The sequence below is a fragment of the Aerococcaceae bacterium DSM 111021 genome (assembly GCA_020112395.1).
In the GTDB taxonomy this organism is placed as follows: domain Bacteria; phylum Bacillota; class Bacilli; order Lactobacillales; family Aerococcaceae; genus Ruoffia.
On record JACCEK010000003.1, the window covers coordinates 256,096 to 273,123 of the forward strand.

At 34.3% G+C, this 17,028-nt stretch carries 19 protein-coding genes; 15 read left to right on the forward strand and 4 right to left on the reverse strand.

The annotated features are described in order from the left end of the window. The first annotated feature begins 4 nt into the window (after positions 1-4). Genes atpG through atpC form a run of 3 tightly spaced genes read left to right on the forward strand, consistent with a single transcriptional unit; the run spans position 5 to position 2,852 of the window. Positions 5-910, forward strand: a complete 906-nt coding sequence (gene atpG, locus HYQ40_10975; protein MBZ6528286.1) for an ATP synthase F1 subunit gamma — start codon at positions 5-7, stop codon at positions 908-910. Positions 911-930: 20 nt separating this feature from the next. Continuing rightward, on the forward strand, positions 931-2,385 hold the full coding sequence (gene atpD, locus HYQ40_10980; protein ID MBZ6528287.1) for a F0F1 ATP synthase subunit beta: 1,455 nt from the start codon (positions 931-933) through the stop codon (positions 2,383-2,385). A 32-nt stretch (positions 2,386-2,417) separates the two neighbouring features. Further along, positions 2,418-2,852 carry an ATP synthase F1 subunit epsilon gene (gene atpC / locus HYQ40_10985; protein ID MBZ6528288.1) on the forward strand — a complete coding sequence of 145 codons (435 nt, stop codon included), beginning with the start codon at positions 2,418-2,420 and terminating at the stop codon, positions 2,850-2,852. A gap of 52 nt (positions 2,853-2,904) precedes the next feature. On the opposite strand, the gene HYQ40_10990 is transcribed toward atpC, so the two are convergent. Beyond that, on the reverse strand, positions 2,905-3,252 hold the full coding sequence (locus tag HYQ40_10990) for a hypothetical protein (GenBank protein ID MBZ6528289.1): 348 nt from the start codon (positions 3,250-3,252) through the stop codon (positions 2,905-2,907). Positions 3,253-3,341: 89 nt separating this feature from the next. On the opposite strand from HYQ40_10990, the gene HYQ40_10995 reads away from it, so the two are divergent. Further along, on the forward strand, positions 3,342-3,827 hold the full coding sequence (locus HYQ40_10995; GenBank protein ID MBZ6528290.1) for a cupin domain-containing protein: 486 nt from the start codon (positions 3,342-3,344) through the stop codon (positions 3,825-3,827). A gap of 83 nt (positions 3,828-3,910) precedes the next feature. On the opposite strand, the gene HYQ40_11000 is transcribed toward HYQ40_10995, so the two are convergent. Genes HYQ40_11000 through HYQ40_11010 form a run of 3 tightly spaced genes read right to left on the reverse strand, consistent with a single transcriptional unit; the run spans position 3,911 to position 6,118 of the window. Next, entirely contained in the window at positions 3,911-5,020 is a 1,110-nt protein-coding gene (locus HYQ40_11000) for an alpha-hydroxy-acid oxidizing protein (protein ID MBZ6528291.1), read from the reverse strand. A 22-nt stretch (positions 5,021-5,042) separates the two neighbouring features. Continuing rightward, positions 5,043-5,747, reverse strand: coding sequence for an LrgB family protein (locus tag HYQ40_11005; protein MBZ6528292.1), 705 nt, complete (start codon positions 5,745-5,747; stop codon positions 5,043-5,045). Beyond that, positions 5,744-6,118, reverse strand: coding sequence for a CidA/LrgA family protein (locus HYQ40_11010; GenBank protein MBZ6528293.1), 375 nt, complete (start codon positions 6,116-6,118; stop codon positions 5,744-5,746). The genes HYQ40_11005 and HYQ40_11010 overlap by 4 nt, the downstream gene beginning before the upstream one ends. Positions 6,119-6,274: 156 nt before the next feature. On the opposite strand from HYQ40_11010, the gene HYQ40_11015 reads away from it, so the two are divergent. From HYQ40_11015 to HYQ40_11065, 11 genes are all read left to right on the forward strand, one after another. Continuing rightward, positions 6,275-7,168, forward strand: a complete 894-nt coding sequence (locus tag HYQ40_11015) for a LysR family transcriptional regulator (GenBank protein ID MBZ6528294.1) — start codon at positions 6,275-6,277, stop codon at positions 7,166-7,168. Between the two features lie 30 nt (positions 7,169-7,198). Further along, positions 7,199-7,513: a UPF0223 family protein gene (locus tag HYQ40_11020; protein ID MBZ6528295.1), complete on the forward strand. Its 315-nt coding sequence runs from the start codon at positions 7,199-7,201 to the stop codon at positions 7,511-7,513. Then, positions 7,514-8,287, forward strand: a complete 774-nt coding sequence (locus HYQ40_11025) for an inositol monophosphatase family protein (GenBank protein MBZ6528296.1) — start codon at positions 7,514-7,516, stop codon at positions 8,285-8,287. Between the two features lie 19 nt (positions 8,288-8,306). Next, complete coding sequence (gene typA / locus HYQ40_11030; protein MBZ6528297.1) at positions 8,307-10,139, forward strand: translational GTPase TypA; 1,833 nt, start codon at positions 8,307-8,309, stop codon at positions 10,137-10,139. Between the two features lie 103 nt (positions 10,140-10,242). Continuing rightward, positions 10,243-10,845, forward strand: a complete 603-nt coding sequence (locus tag HYQ40_11035; GenBank protein MBZ6528298.1) for a superoxide dismutase — start codon at positions 10,243-10,245, stop codon at positions 10,843-10,845. Between the two features lie 189 nt (positions 10,846-11,034). Further along, positions 11,035-12,291 (forward strand): FtsW/RodA/SpoVE family cell cycle protein, encoded by a 1,257-nt coding sequence (locus HYQ40_11040; protein ID MBZ6528299.1) that lies wholly within the window; start codon positions 11,035-11,037, stop codon positions 12,289-12,291. A 1-nt stretch (position 12,292) separates the two neighbouring features. Then, positions 12,293-12,649, forward strand: a complete 357-nt coding sequence (locus HYQ40_11045; GenBank protein ID MBZ6528300.1) for a YlbG family protein — start codon at positions 12,293-12,295, stop codon at positions 12,647-12,649. A gap of 13 nt (positions 12,650-12,662) precedes the next feature. Further along, a complete protein-coding gene (gene rsmD, locus HYQ40_11050; GenBank protein ID MBZ6528301.1) occupies positions 12,663-13,235 on the forward strand; it encodes a 16S rRNA (guanine(966)-N(2))-methyltransferase RsmD in 573 nt (190 codons plus the stop codon). Continuing rightward, positions 13,183-13,728: a pantetheine-phosphate adenylyltransferase gene (gene coaD, locus HYQ40_11055; protein MBZ6528302.1), complete on the forward strand. Its 546-nt coding sequence runs from the start codon at positions 13,183-13,185 to the stop codon at positions 13,726-13,728. The genes rsmD and coaD overlap by 53 nt, the downstream gene beginning before the upstream one ends. Before the next feature lie 107 nt (positions 13,729-13,835). Next, positions 13,836-14,570: a helix-hairpin-helix domain-containing protein gene (locus tag HYQ40_11060; protein MBZ6528303.1), complete on the forward strand. Its 735-nt coding sequence runs from the start codon at positions 13,836-13,838 to the stop codon at positions 14,568-14,570. Next, positions 14,567-16,921 (forward strand): DNA internalization-related competence protein ComEC/Rec2, encoded by a 2,355-nt coding sequence (locus HYQ40_11065; protein MBZ6528304.1) that lies wholly within the window; start codon positions 14,567-14,569, stop codon positions 16,919-16,921. Before HYQ40_11060 ends, HYQ40_11065 begins: the two co-directional genes overlap by 4 nt. Positions 16,922-17,028: the final 107 nt, after the last annotated feature.

A 17,028-nucleotide genomic window follows, 5' to 3' on the forward strand; every position in this document is an offset into this window, starting at 1 on the left:
TATATTGGCATTAGAAGAAATTAGAAGGAAAATTGATTCAATCAATAAGACATCTCAAATTACTAAAGCAATGAGTTTAGTATCTACGACAAAGTACAACCGAATTGTTAACATATCAAGTAATTATGAAATATATGCAACAAAAATTAGACAAACGGTTGCGAACTTAATGCGCCAAGTGGGTGATATTAGTAACGCTGGTTATGTTACGAATAGTGATTTAACAAGTATTGTCGATTTTCATGATTTATTGATTAATCGACCAGTTAAGAAATCAGGTTACTTAGTGATTACTTCGGACAAAGGATTAGCTGGAGGTTACAACTCAACGATATTGAAAGAATTTAAAGCATTATTGGACGAAAGAAATCAAGGTGCAGAAGATATCGTTGTGATGGCTGTCGGTGAACCTATTATGAAATTATGTCGAAAAGAAAATTTTCATGTTGCACACGAGTTGCATCATTTACCTGACTTTCCGACATTTACACAAGTTCAAAGTTTAATCCAAAAATGTGTTGAGTTATTTAAAAACGAGACTTTCGATGAATTATATCTAGTTTATAATCACTCAATTAACGCATTACAGAATGAATTTCGTTGTGAGCAATTATTACCTTTGTCAGATCTTCCAACTGAAGAAAAAGCAGATGTTGACTACGCTATTGAACCTGATGTTCCAGATGTGTTAGATATACTGCTTTCTCAATATGCAGAAAGTATGATTTATGGAACAATCTTAGATGCAAAAACAGCAGAGCAAGCAAGTCGTATGCAAGCAATGACTCAAGCAACGGATAATGCAAGTGATTTAATTAAGAATTTACAATATGTCTATAATCAACAAAGACAAAAACGCGTAACGAATGAAATCATCGAGATTACGAGTGGTGCGAATGCACAAAATTAAAGGAAAGAAGGCAAGATAACATGAGAATTGGAAAAGTAGAACAAGTTATCGGCCCAGTCGTCGATGTTCGATTTCCTAAAGACGATGGTGTCCCTCATATTCAGAATGCTTTAGTGATTATTCCAAATGTCACTGAAGAAACTGTAACCGAAGAGGATTTAAATCGTGATGATGTAACAGTCGTCGAAGTATCATTGGACTTAGGTGAAGGAACTGTTAGAACAATTGCTATGAATGCGACTGAAGGATTAAGTCGTGATATGGTAGTGGTTGATACAGGTTCAACTATCCAAGTTCCTGTTGGAAAAGAAGTTTTAGGACGAGTATTTAATGTGCTTGGTCAGACAATCGATCGCCGTGGTCCATTAGAAACTGGCTATGAGCTGAAAAGTATTTATAATGATGCTCCGAAGTATGAAGATTTAGAAAGTAACTTTGAAGTGTTAGAAACTGGGATTAAAGTTATCGATTTACTTGCACCTTATTTACGAGGTGGGAAAGTCGGACTCTTTGGTGGTGCTGGGGTCGGTAAGACAGTACTTATTCAAGAATTAATCCACAATATCGCACAAGAACGGGACGGGATCTCCGTCTTTGCTGGTGTTGGAGAACGTTCTCGTGAAGGGAATGACTTAATTCAAGAGATGGCTGAGAGTGGTGTTGATAAGAATACTGCCTTAGTGTTTGGTCAAATGAATGAGCCACCTGGAGCCAGAATGAGAACTGTATTAACTGGTTTAACGATGGCAGAATATTTCAGAGATACAATGAAACAAGATGTACTACTATTCGTTGATAATATTTATCGTTTCACTCAAGCGGGTTCTGAGGTATCTGCACTATTAGGACGTATGCCGTCTGCTGTAGGTTACCAACCGACATTAGCAAGTGAAATGGGTGCAATGCAAGAACGTATTGCTTCTACAGTTGATGGTGCGATTACATCGATTCAAGCTGTATATGTGCCAGCGGATGACTATACTGACCCGGCGCCAGCAACTACGTTCGCCCATCTGGATTCAACAACAAACTTAGACCGTAAGTTAACGTCACAAGGTATTTATCCAGCGGTGAACCCATTAGAATCAACATCGATTGCTTTATCTGAAGATATCGTTGGGAATAGACATTATCATATCGCCACACAAGTTCAACAAACATTGCAAAGATATAATGAATTGCAAGATATTATCGCAATTCTTGGTATTGAAGAATTGAGTGATGAAGAGAAAGTGACAGTGACACGTGCACGTCGTATTCAATTATTCTTATCACAAAACTTCCATGTGGCTGAACAGTTTACTGGCGTTCCAGGTTCATTTGTAACCGTTGAGGAAACGTTAGATGGCTTTGAAGGTATCTTAGAAGGTAAATATGACTCTCTACCTGAAGAAGCGTTTAGAAACGTGGGTGCGATTAATCAAGTGATTGATAAAGCAGAAGAATTAGGTATTGATGTTTCCCAATATAAATAAATAATCCGATTCAGGAAGTGAGGTAAGTAACATTGGCTAAAAAACACGAACTATTACAAGTTAATATTTATGCTCCTGAAGGATTAATTTATACTCACTACTCACGAGGTGTTGTAGTGAAGACAACAGACGGAGAGATGACGATACTTCCCAATCATATTCCAGTGATCACTTCGTTAACTGTTGGTTCAATTAAAGTGAGCCGACGTGAGGAATCGATGGCGGATAACTATATTGCGATTAATGGTGGTATTCTCGAAATGCATGATAATGTCGTTGAAATTACTGCGACGTATGCGATTCGTTCTAGAGATATTGACGAAGGAAAAGCACTCATTGAGAAGCAACAAGCCGAGGCAGAATTAGAAACCGCCTTATCAAATAATGATACGGTTGCTCACCGTCGTGCTCGAATTGCTTTAAGTCGAGCAATTAATAAGATTAACGTCGGTGCTAAAAAGTTCTAAAAAACATCCAGAAACTACTTTTTCGAAAGTAAGATCTGGATGTTTTATTGTTTTAATTAATTAATTGGTGAAGTTTTTTGTATGCTCTGCTTAATACGTCATAAAGTTCACTTGTTTTGGGTGTCTCAGGTAGCGTGTCTGAAAGATTATGTATAGTTGTGATATAGTTAAACGTTAAGTTTTCAGCTTGTTCAGAAGGTGTATCTTTGAACTGTTGTGATTCATGCATTATTATATCTCGTAGAAGCGTATAATTACGTCGTGCCGAGGGTTCTTTTTTCTCGTCAAGTAAAGTCATGCTATCATCAGCTAAACGCCTCAAATCGCGAATATGTCTCGTTACAATAGTGTCATCTGCTTTTAGAAGTGAGTCATTGTTAGTCCATGCTTGAATGTCCATTTAACTGTGCCCCTTTTCATAATTGATACATTCATTGTAACAATATATACTTAGAAGAACGATTATTCTACCTTGAAAGGGAGTAAATTATGAAAACAAAGCAAACATGGATTGATTACTATAATATGGAAGCTCATCCTGAAGGAGGGTATTTTCATCAAGTATTAAAGTCAGAAGAAACCATTGATCGAAAGAATCAGTTGCCTAGAGCCTTATATACGAGCATATATTTTTTATTAACGGATTCTAATCCATCGAGATTTCATCGTTTAACTGCAGATGAGGTGTGGTATTACCATTATGGAAATCCACTTACCATTCATATGATTACATCGGAAGGAGAGTATCAACAGGTCGCTTTAGGTACGGATGTAGAAAAGGGTGAAGTACTTCAGGCAGTTGTACCTAAGGATACAATATTTGGTTCTACGGTTGAAGAAAAAGATGGGTACTCATTAGTAGGCTGTATGGTTAGTCCTGGATTTGAATTTGAAGACTTTGAATTGTTTGAAAGAAGTACACTTTTGAATCAATATCCCCAACACGAAGCGATTATATCTCGATTAACGAAATAATAATGAATATGTAAAAGTCATAAAATTAAATGTAAAAAAGAATCCCTAGACTCAATGTCTTAGGGATTCTTTTTTGCATTTAATTATTTTAAGTCTTTTAAACGAGCATTTTTAACATCAGTAATTGTTTGAGTACCAGCTAATTGCATAACACGTTTTAAATCTTTTTCGAAGTATTCGAATACGCTCTTAACGCCTTTCCATCCACCTAAAGCTAAACTGAATAGAACAGGGCGACCGATTGCTACAATGTCAGCACCAGAAGCTAATGCTTTAAAGATATGTTCTCCACGACGAATACCACTATCGAATACAATTGGTACACGACCAGCAACTACTTCAGAAATTTCTTCCAATACTTCAAATGAAGCAGGAGCTCCGTCTAATTGACGACCACCATGGTTAGAAATCCAAATACCATCTACACCAACTGCGATTGCAGCCATAGCATCCTCAGGCGTTTGAACACCTTTTAAGAATACTGGTAGACCAGAGTATTGTTTGATGAATTGGATGTCTTTTAAGTCAATTTTTTGTTTAGATTGACCGTAAATGTTATTTAGAGACATATTAGCACCTGAACCTGTAAGGTAGCGAGATACAATTGGCATACCAAACGGATATACGAATTTGTTATGCGTATCACGATCACGGTTACCACTTACTGTTGAGTCTGCAGTTAAGATAATTGCTGAAGCACCATCAGCTTTAGCTTCATCTAAGATGTTTTTGTTTAATTCGTCATCTTTACTCATATAAATTTGGAACCAACGAGGGTTACCATTTAAGCCTTCGTCAATTTCTTTGAAAGAAGCACCAGAATAAGCACTAATTGACATAATCGTTCCACCAAATTCGCTAATACCTTTAGCTGTACCAGCTTCTTTTGACTCATGAGCTAAACCATGTGCTGCGATAGGTGCCATGATAAATGGAACTTTCAAATCATGTCCAAAAATCTTTGTTTGTGTATCTGGGAACTCAACATCAGCGGCAACGCGAGGTAAAATACCTTTTTGGTTGAATGCAGAAACGTTACGACGTAATGTAAATTCATCACCAGATCCACCAGCCATATAGTCAAAACCACCAGCAGGAACGATTTCTTTAGCAAAATCTTCTAATTCAATTGTATTAACGATATCTAATTCTTTTACCTCTTGAGGTGCATTATATTTATTTTCTTCAGTCATAATATGTATTCTCCTTTTTTAATTAAAATAATAATTGTAATATTTGTGCACCAATTGGTGCGAAGACAACAACAACAATACCAGTAACGACAATAGCTAAACCAGACATTGCTCCTTGAACTTCTCCAACCTCAATTGCTTTAGATGTTCCCATAGCGTGTGCACTAGAACCATAAGCAATCCCTTGAGCAACTGGGTTTGTAATCTTAGCGAATTTGAATAAAGCAGGTCCAATTAATGCACCCACTACACCAGTGAATACTACGATTGCAACTGTAAGTGGTACAAGTCCACCAACAGATTCTGATATACCAATAGCAATGGCTGTAGTTACCGGTTTAGGTAAGAACGTAGCAGCTAAAGGATAATCAAATCTGAATAGCAAGCTAAACATTATAATTAATGCGGTATGGAATGCAACACCGGCTACTATCCCAGTTAAAATAGCTGGATAGCTTTCCTTTAGATACTTGAAGTTCTTTTCAAGTTTTATAGCTAAAGCAACGGTTGCCGGAGTAACCCAGATACCAATATATCTTCCTCCTTCATTATAAGTTTCATACGATACATCTGTTAATAATAAAAAGATAATAACGCATATAATTGCGAATACTAAAGGATTAAATAAAGGGAACTTAATTCGTTTATATAGGAAACTACCTAATATAAAGAACCCGATTGAAATCATAAACCCGAAAAACGGGGTAGCAACTAAAGTACTCATCATTTCTTAACCTCCTTTTTTTCACGTTTGTTAATCATTTTTTGAACAATCGTACCCACACACCACATCATGAGGGCAGTTGTTACAAACATTATAGTTAGAAGTTGCCACCAAACATTACCACCTAATACCTCAAACTGAGTCATTAAACCAACACCAGCTGGTACAAACAAGAAGGCCATGTTATCAGTCAGCCATGTTCCAACGTCATCTACTTTTTCAATAGGTAAAATATTGAAGTGTAGAGCTAAGAACAGAATAACCATTCCAATCACACTACCAGGTATTGCGACAAATGATGATATGACTAATGATATTACTTCTCCAATAAAGGAGAATAATAAGATCCAAAATAACTGTTTTAACTTATCCATGTATGTCATCCTTTTCAATTATGATATAATCAATATGGAGCAAAATCCAATTGATATGAAAGCGTTTCATAAACATATGATAACACAAAGCTATAAAAAAAATAAATACCGATTTTTTATCAAGCATAAATATAATTTATTAAGTGAGGGGTCATTATGAATATTAGAGATTTAAAATATTTTATTCATTTAGCGGAAAGTCTAAGTTTTACTAAGACAGCAGAAGCATTCTATGTTTCACAGCCGTCAATTTCTATTGCTTTAAAACGTTTGGAAGAAAACTTTGAAACAACTTTAATTCAACGTAATCGAGCCGTTCAAAATGTTCAACTAACAGAATCAGGTGAGATCTTATATAGATCTGCTCATGAAATACTACAAACACTTGATCGAACAAAACAAGAAATCATAAATTCAAAGGCCGAGACTGTGTCATTTGGATTCTTACCTACTATAGGAGGGTATTACTTACCTAAGATATTGCCAGATTTGGCTGAATATAGTATGCTACTTAACTTTATCGAAGAAGAAAGTTCTGAAGTGATGTTTGAGATGATACGTAATAATCAAGTGTCATTAGCGATATTATCGAGTGGCAAGCAAATATTCGAAGAGAAGTGGCTAACTCAAGTCCCGATGGAAGAACATGACTTTGCAATTTATGTGAGCCAAGCCCATAGTTTCTCCGATCGTAAAAGTATTACAATAGAGGAACTTGAAGAACTTGACTTTATTACATTAGGGAATGGTTATACACATAATACAATATTCAATCAATGGGTTAATGATCTAGACCGAAAGTTTAAGAAAGTACGCTACTCAAATGAAATCCAAACAATTAATTCTATGATTGATTCAGGCGTTTATGCTGGTTTTATGACTGATATTATTATTAGAAATCAAACTAACTTAGTAAAGATAACAGTTGAAGGAGCGCCAAAAGTTTATACGAGCCTAATTATAAATAATGAAACACCAATAACGGCGATTCAAAGTAACTTTAACAATGAAGTTTTAGCTATTGTCAAAAAAATATATGCCAGTGAATAATGATAGGCATTTAAAGTAAGGAGATACTATTTGAAAAATTACAACTATCCAATTGATACCGATTGGACTAATGACGAGATTGTTATTGTAATCACTTTTTTAAATGCAGTTGAATTAGCTTATGAAAAAGGTATTCATATTGAGGAATATCAAAAAGCATATAAACGATTTAAAGAAGTTGTTCCAAGTAAGAGCGAAGAAAAGCAAATTGGAAATAAGTTTGAAGAATTAAGTGGGTATTCACTATACCGGACAGTTCAATTAATGAGATCAAAGTTAAAAGAAACGAGTCTGAACAAAAAGGCTCAAATTATGAGAATGGATATCGATAAAAGGAGGGCCTAAGTGGATTATCAATTACATCATCGTATTTTAGTTTGGATGCAACAAGCTGCAGAGACACTCAAATATTCTTTGAACCGCGAATTACAAGTTGAAGAGAAGAAAAGTTCAAGTGATTTAGTTACTGAGATGGATAAAGCGACAGAACAGTTTTTTATCAATAAGATTCGTGAATATTATCCTACACATAAGGTTATTGGTGAAGAAGGCCAAGGAGATAATGTTGAAGATACAAAAGGGACTATTTGGATTATTGATCCCATTGATGGGACATTAAACTTTGTTAAAGCCAAAAACCATTTTGGAATAATGATAGGTATTTTTGAAGATGGAATGCCAGTAGCTGGTTACATATATGATGTAATGAATAGTGATTTATACTATGGAATTGTCGGTGAAGACGTTTACTTAAACAATCATCCCTTAGAACCACTTGAAATAACACAATTAAATCAATCTTTAGTGCTCGGAAATGTAGAATCTTTCTCCAACAACGTGTATAATATGAAAGCCATACTAAATGCTTCACTCGGCGCTAGATCTTATGGATCTGCTGCGATAGAAATCATTGGCTTAATTAGAGGCGAAGCGGCACTTTATTTTTCGGCCGGATTACGACCGTGGGATTTTGCTGCAGGATATGCTATCTGTGAGTCAATGGGATATAAAGTAACTACAATTGATGGAAGTCGACCAGATATACTAACCCGGTCACCAATATTATTTGCACATCCGAATGTGCATGAAGAGGCATTAGAATTGCTAAGTCATAAATAGATAAGGATTGAATATAACAATGGAATTACGTAATGATATAAGAAACATCGCAATAATCGCTCACGTTGACCACGGTAAAACATCGTTGGTTAATGAACTATTAATACAATCAGATACTTTAGACGGACATACTCAACTTGATGATCGTGCGATGGATAACAATGATATTGAAAGAGAACGTGGAATTACAATCTTAGCTAAAAATACAGCTGTAGATTACAAAGGTACGCGCGTTAATATCATGGATACACCAGGACATGCGGACTTTGGTGGAGAAGTAGAGCGTATTATGAAAATGGTTGATGGTGTTGTACTTGTAGTAGATGCATACGAAGGAACAATGCCACAAACACGTTTTGTATTAAAACGTGCTTTAGATGAAGGTTTAGTTCCAGTAGTCGTAGTAAACAAAATTGACAAACCATCAGCAAGACCAGAAGAAGTTATTGATGAAGTATTAGAATTATTCATCGAACTTGGTGCTGATGATGATCAAATTGAATTCCCAGTAATTTATGCATCAGCATTAAACGGAACGTCAAGCACATCAAGTGACGTTGCGGATCAAGAACCAAATATGGATGCTATTTTTGATGCAGTGCTAGAACATGTTCCAGCTCCAGTTGATAACCGTACTGAACCGTTACAATTCCAAGTGTCAATGTTGGATTATAGCGATTATGTTGGGCGTATCGGAATCGGACGAGTTTTCCAAGGTACAATCAAAGTAGGAGACAGCGTAACATTAATGAAAACAGATGGAAGTACTAAAAACTTCCGTGTAACAAAAATGTTTGGATTCTTCGGGCTAGCAAGAGTAGAAATTGATGAAGCAGTTGGTGGAGACTTAATTGCATTATCAGGAATGGATGACATCTTTGTAGGGGAAACTGTTGCAAGTAGTACAGATCCTATTGCTATGCCTTTATTACACGTTGACGAACCTACTTTACAAATGAAGTTCTTAACGAATAACTCTCCATTTGCAGGTAGAGAAGGTAAGTATGTAACAGCTCGTAACTTGGATGATAGATTAGCACGTGAATTACAAACAGACGTGTCTTTAAATGTTGAAGCTACGGATTCACCAGATGCTTTTATTGTATCTGGACGTGGAGAATTACATTTATCTATTCTAATTGAGAACATGAGACGTGAAGGATATGAATTCCAAGTATCAAGACCACAAGTAATTATTCGTGAGATTGATGGCGTTGCTAGCGAGCCGTTTGAACGATTACAAATTGACACACCAGAAGAGTATATGGGATCAATCATTGAAGCTTTAGGAACACGAAAAGCTGAAATGGCAGATATGATTAACCCGGGTAACGGACAAGTTCGTTTAATCTTCTTAGTTCCAGCTCGTGGTTTAATTGGATTCTCAACAGAATTTATGTCATTAACACGTGGTTACGGTATTATGAACCATACGTTTGATGAGTACAGACCTGCTGTAGGTGGATCAATTGGTCGTCGTCGTAATGGTGCTCTAGTATCATTAGACTCTGGTCAAGCTACAACTTATAGTATTATGAATATCGAAGAACGTGGACAAATTTATATTTCGCCAGGTACTGAAGTATATGGTGGAATGATTATTGGAGAGCATAATCGTGAGAATGATTTAACTGTTAATATCACGAAAGCTAAACAACAAACTAACGTTCGTTCAGCGAATAAAGATCAAACTAATGTTATTAAACAACCAAAAATATTAACTTTAGAAGAATCATTACAGTTTATGGATGAGGACGAGTATTGTGAGATTACTCCAGAAAGCATCCGTTTACGTAAACAAATCTTAGATAAGAGTGCTCGTGAAAAAGCATCAAAAAAAGATAAAAAGTAATAATTAGTAAAACGCTCACTTAAAGTGAGCGTTTTATTATGCTATTTATTTAATAGATGGTAATATTGTAATATAAAGATAAATATATAGGAGGAATTTTATTATGGCTTTTACTTTACCAAACTTACCATATGCAAGTGATGCTTTAGAACCAGTTATCGACAAAGAAACAATGGAGATACATCACGGTAAACATCATAATGCTTATGTTACTAAATTAAATGATGCATTAGAAGGAACTGAGTTCGCAGAAAAATCAATCGAAGATGTGATTGCAAACTTAAACGATATTCCAGAAGAGAAACGTACAGCAGTACGTAATAATGGTGGAGGACACTTAAACCACACATTATTCTGGGAGTCATTACAAGCTCCTTCAGATAATAATGAAGTTCCAGCTGACCTAGCTAAAAAATTAGAAGATGCATTTGGATCTGTAGATGCATTTAAAGAAAAATTTGAAGCTGCTGGAGCAGGACAATTTGGTTCTGGTTGGGCATGGTTAGTAGATAACAATGGAACATTAGAAGTTGTTGGAACACCTAACCAAGATAACCCTATTACTGATGGTAAAAAACCATTATTAGGTGTAGACGTATGGGAACATGCTTACTACTTAAAATATCAAAATCGTCGTCCAGAATACTTATCAGCTTTCTGGAAAGTTGTTAAATGGTCTAAAGTTGCTGAACGTTTAGACGCGTAAATCAGACTATTATTGAATATAAACCACTTACTTTAGTAGAGTAAGTGGTTTTTTGTTCAAGAAAATACCATATTCAATATTCATTTACATGTTATAATAGTTTATATGATTACAAAAGCTTATACTATTCAATACTATTTTTGTTAGTGTTATAATAAGTGTAATTATCTATAAATGAGGAGGCGTTTGATGGTAAACGAAAAGGAACATCATGATGCTCCAAAAAATCTGAAGCTCAAAAAGATATTAAATAAACTATTTTCAAAAGATGAAATGGTAAAAAACTTTAAGCATATTGATAAATCAGTCATACTTATTACAACTATTTTGGTTGTGATAGGATTATTATCAGTCTTTAGTGCTTCTATGTATATTAATCCAAGTGGTTTTATTACAACGCAAATTATTTCTGTCATTATCGGAATATTAATCATATTGTTAATGATTGTTATACCATATGAATTTTTTGAAAACATTTGGTTTATAATGAGTGTTATGGGGCTATTAGTTGTTATTTTAATATATGTGTTGTTAACACAAGATAGTATATTTGGAGCGGCAAGTTGGCTTGGGGTATTTGGATTTAGTTTTCAACCAAGTGAATTCGTTAAAGTTGTGAGTATTTTAGTTGTCAGTTGGCTTATAAAATATTCAGAAAGAGAGTTAATTCTTTCAAAACAGAATTTACCTTCTTGGATTAATAAATTAGCGATTGGTTTATTAATCAGTTCAGTTGGGTTAATTATTCTGCAACCTGATATTGGAATGGTTATTATCATAGGGGGAACATGGGGTTTAATCTTTTTACTCACAAAAGGATCATTAAAAATGAATATTATTGCGTACAGCACATTATTAATAGGCTATTTGTTACTGACGATAGTTGGACGGCAATTTGGTGATTGGTTAGTCTCTCAAGACTTTCACATGTTTGAGCGACTTGCATCATTTATTGATCCATTCAGATATTCATCAGATTCCGGCTACCAAATCATACAAGGTTTAATGGCATTTAGTCGAGGCGGATTGTTTGGAATGGGACTTGGCCAAGGAGTTTCAAAACAAGGCATATTACCGGTTATTGAATCGGATTATATTTTGGCAAATATTGGAGAAGAACTTGGTTTGTTAGGTGTGTTAGTTGTCATTAGTTTATTATTTAGTTTAATAGTCATTCTATATCAGCGAGCAGCATCAAGTTCAGATATTTATCGAAAATCAATACTTATTGGAGTAGCATCTTTACTACTCATTCAGTCATTAATTAATATTGGTGGAGTCGTAAGTGTTCTACCATTAACGGGAGTTACTTTACCATTTATCAGTTATGGTGGTACAAGTATGATTGCTATGTTAAGTTCAATCGGACTCGCACTAAGAATGATTATTGAAGACAGAAAAGAACCGAATATAAATTTAGTATATTCTAAGCAGAAAGGGGAGTAATATGGAATTTAATATGATTGAAAGGCAATCACTGACCATTTGGCTTTATTCCGCCAAACAAATTAAAGAGTTGAGAAAACACGGTTACATTCATTATTTTAGTAGAAAAATGAAATATGCTATTATGTATGTGAATAAATCAGATGCTGAGGAAATAAAAAAAGTTATCAATGATTACTTTTTTGTGAGACAAGTAGAGTATTCATATCGAGACGATATTGATATGACTTTTGCTAACTCAATAGAGCCTTCAAGTGATAATTCTTTATCTCATCCTTTTTCTGTTGCGAATGAAGAAGAGTCTTTAATTGAATCGATAGCAGAATCAATCCGTAATAAAAAAATTAATAATGGATGAACGGAGGTAGTATATGCGAGTAGTATCAGGGAAATATGGTAGTAGAAGATTGAAGGCTGTACCTGGTCAAAATACACGTCCAACAACAGACAAAATTAAAGAAAGTATGTTTAATTTAATCGGTGGTTTTTTTGATGGTGGTGGATGTCTTGATTTATATGCTGGGAGCGGAGCGTTAGCTATTGAAGCTGTTTCAAGAGGGATGGATTTCGCAGTGCTATGTGAAAAGTATCGACCAGCAGTAGATACTATCAACGAAAATATTCAGATGACTAAAGAAGAAGAGCGGTTTACTTTATTAAAAGGAGATAATCATAAGAGCTTGCGTAATTATGCGACTAACCAAATGACAGAACCTTTTAGTCTAATCTTTTTAGATCCGCCTTATAATAAACAACAGATTGAAAAAGACATATCGTGGCTGAGTGAATTACAAATGATTAATCATCAATCAACTATTGTATGTGAAACTGATTCAGATGTGGAGCTTCCAATTGTAATAGATGGATTTGAGTTAATTAAAGTAAAAGATTATGGTGCTACCCGTATTTATATTTACGAAGGTGAGGAGAATAGTGTTGAGTAACCGACCTAAAATTGGAATTTTTGCTGGAACTTTTGATCCATTAACTAAAGGGCATTTAAATTTAATTGAGCGAAGCAGTAAATTGTTTGACGAAGTGATTGTAGTCATTGCAATTAATACAAGTAAAAGAACTTTATTTACAGTTGAAGAACGAATAAAGCTCATAGAAGATAGTGTTAAACACATAAATAATGTAAGAGTAGATACATTGCAAGATGGACTCATTGCACATTATTATGAAGAAAAAAATGCGACAGCTCTGATCAGAGGATTACGTAATACGACGGATGTGGATTACGAATATGCTATAGCATCAGCAAATGCTAGACAAGTTGAAGGATTAGAGACAGTGATATTATATGCTGCGGATCAATATCGTTATTTAAGTTCTACAATTATTAAAGAAATAGCGTTTTTCAATGGTGATATCAGTGACATGGTTCCGACTAACGTTGAAAAAGCTATGCATGAAAAAATTCAATTGAACCAATAAGTTGAATCTAAGTATGTAATATAAAATAATTAAGTCTATTTTCATTTTTAAAAATGGAAATGGGCTTTTTTTTTGTATATATATATATAAGAATTAGGAGGGGAATTATGAACTATCAAAATTCGAAAATAAAAACCGTTATGAACTATATTCAACAGAATATCTTTAAAATATTGTTATTAACATTTCTAGTCGCAGTACTCTTATACGTAATTGTTCCAAAGCGACAATCGTCCACGGATTATGTCAAACTATTTGAAAGTAGTTTACCGTTAACATCGGAATCAACTGAAGAACCTGATATCAATACGGATCTAGCTATTGTACCAGGATTAGAAAGTATAGAAGAAGTCAAAGAAAACCAAGTTATTTATGTAGATATAAAAGGAGCGGTCGAACACCCAGACATGTATTCACTACCTTTAGGAAGCAGAGTCTATGATGCAATAGAGATGGCAGGAGGAGTGACAATGGATGCTGCAACAGAACATTTGAATCAAGCAAAATTACTCGAAGATCAAATGTTAATTTATATCCAAACGTACGAAGAGTTAGAAAATGAAGAAATGACAGGTGAATCTCAGACTTTGGAAAATAATCAAGGCATCATACTAGAAACAAACCTGTTAGAGAATAATAATTCTGGAGTGATAGATATTAATTCTGCCACAGCGGACGAATTAATGACATTACCCAATATTGGACCTAAAAAAGCAGCGGCAATTGTTCAATTCAGACAGGATAACGGGAGTTTTATAGTCATTGAAGATATTATGGCTATTTCAGGGATAGGTGAAAAAACGTTTGAAAGCCTTAAAGAGCTTATTACTGTATCGCCATGATAAAAAAGTATTTATTCAATATCCAATATGAATGGCCAATTATTTTTCTATTCATTTACATTGGCTTACAAGCTTACTATCATTTTAATTTGTGGGTATTATTACCTGTTATTGTTTTAGGATTTAGATTGTTTTCTTTAAACAACAAAAAGACTATCATTACAACAATCATATTAATTATCACTATTTTTAGTCATGCGCAGATTCAAACAGCTCGCTTTCAAGCAATTGAAAATTTTCCCATCGAAAATCAGGAGATACAAGCCTTTTTATATACCGATCCATTTGATGTACAACTTGATAATAGTTCTATTCGAGGTGAAGGTAAGCTGCAGATTATACATAATAAAGAAGTGATGCATTTTAACGTGAACTTTATTAAATGGTTAGAGGAAGACGAAACTGTAAATCATCGGGTTACAGAAGAAGCGAGTATTTGGCATCTCAATGGTAAGTTACAAATACCGAATCAAGCTAGGAATTTTGATGTCTTTGATTACAAAACATACTTGGCAACACAAGAAATAGCTTGGGCGTTAGAAATTGACGGCATAAAAAGTATAGGGGAAAATGATTCCTTCTTTGGGCGTCTATTAGGCTTAAGGTATGATTTGTTGAATAAATTTATTCAATTGAATTATCATGAGTGGATTGCAGTACATAATAAGTTATTGCTAAATATCGACTCTGAAATTTATAGTGATTACCAAGAAAACTTTACTGCACTTGGTATAGCACATTTCTTTGCAATATCGGGGTTTCATATATATTTTATAAAACGATTATTAAATTATATATTATTACGATTGGGTATGCGGATAGAATATGCAAATAAAGTGATTTTTATATTTTTATGTATCTATACTTGGCTAATTAGATGGCCGGTAGGTGTCATTCGTGTTTTACTTATGAGTAGTTTAAGTTCAATAAAATCTAGATATCAATTACCTTTAACGCGTTTAGATATACTCTCAGTCATTGGTATTCTACTCCTCTTGGTTAACCCATTAAATGTTTTATCACTTGGATATACTTTGAGTTTCATAATGACATTTGTGGTCATCTTATATAATCAAACTAGTCCTTTAAAACATAGTGGCATTCAAAGTATTGAAATGACTTTTGCGTGTCTACTTGTATCATGGCCAATAATAATGCAGTCATCTTTTGAGTGGAATATAATTCAAGTTCTTATTGTAGTGATGTTTACAATTTTCTTTAATAAAGTTATAATGCCTACTGTTTTTTTGACGACACTTTGGATATTACTGTCATTACTAGGACTTCATGAGATTACGTCAAAACTGAACCAAATGATGACTTTTTTTGATGAGGTTATGACTCAATCAGAATTATTCGATTCATTTAATATGATTGTTGGAAAACAGTCACTTATGATATTATACGTGCTAATTTTAGTGGGGCTTTTTTTTATTGGCTTCATTCATATTCGACCTTACCTTAGTTATAGCGTATTTCTAATTATGTACTTATTAATAATAATTGGTTTGCCATATACCAATCAATCTATGAAGCTAACAATGATTGATGTCGGGCAAGGTGATGCGACGTTATTACAAATGAGCCATAATCAAGGTAACTGGTTGATTGATACTGGTGGAAGAAGACTTTGGGAGCAAGTTGAAGGTTCAAGTATTGATCATAGCTATGGAGATAAGAATTTAATACCGGCATTAAAAGCTTTAGGTGTAAATAAATTAGATGGGGTCATTATTACCCATCCAGATATAGATCACATTGGGAATTTAGTGTCTTTATCTCAAGAGATATTTATTGAAGAATTATGGGTAAGTGAGTATACGTTAAATAGCGACATTTGGGCTGAAATTTCTAAAGAAATAAATACTAACACGATTATCGAACTAAATCTTGGACAGCGTTATAAGCTTGCTAAAGTTCCGATAACTATATACAGTGCTAATCACTCTGATATTAAATATTCGGATAGTGAATCGAATGAATCATCCTTAATTGTTCAAATTGAATTGGAGGGATTAACGATACTTGCGCTTGGAGATGTTACTAAAAAAATTGAAGCAAAGATAGTTGCTACCTATCCAGAGATAAGAGGGGACATACTTAAAATTGCTCACCATGGTAGTGATACAAGTACATCAGAAGAACTGTTATCACATACAAGACCCTATTTAGCTTTAATCTCAGCAGGAGTGGATAATCAATATGGTCATCCGCATAAAGAAGTCACTGATAAGCTAAGACAATTTAATACCCCGTATTTAAGCACTGATTCAGTCGGGGCAGTCCAGATAACCTATCATCCCGCTTATGGTTATGATATAAAGACAGCAATTGAACCTGGATCTGAATAGAAAAGTATCGAAATACTCGGCAAAATTAAGTGAATAATAAGCAAAAAAACTTTACAAAAAACGGCTAAAAAGTGATTGATTATTTTAAAAAATTAGCTATAATTATT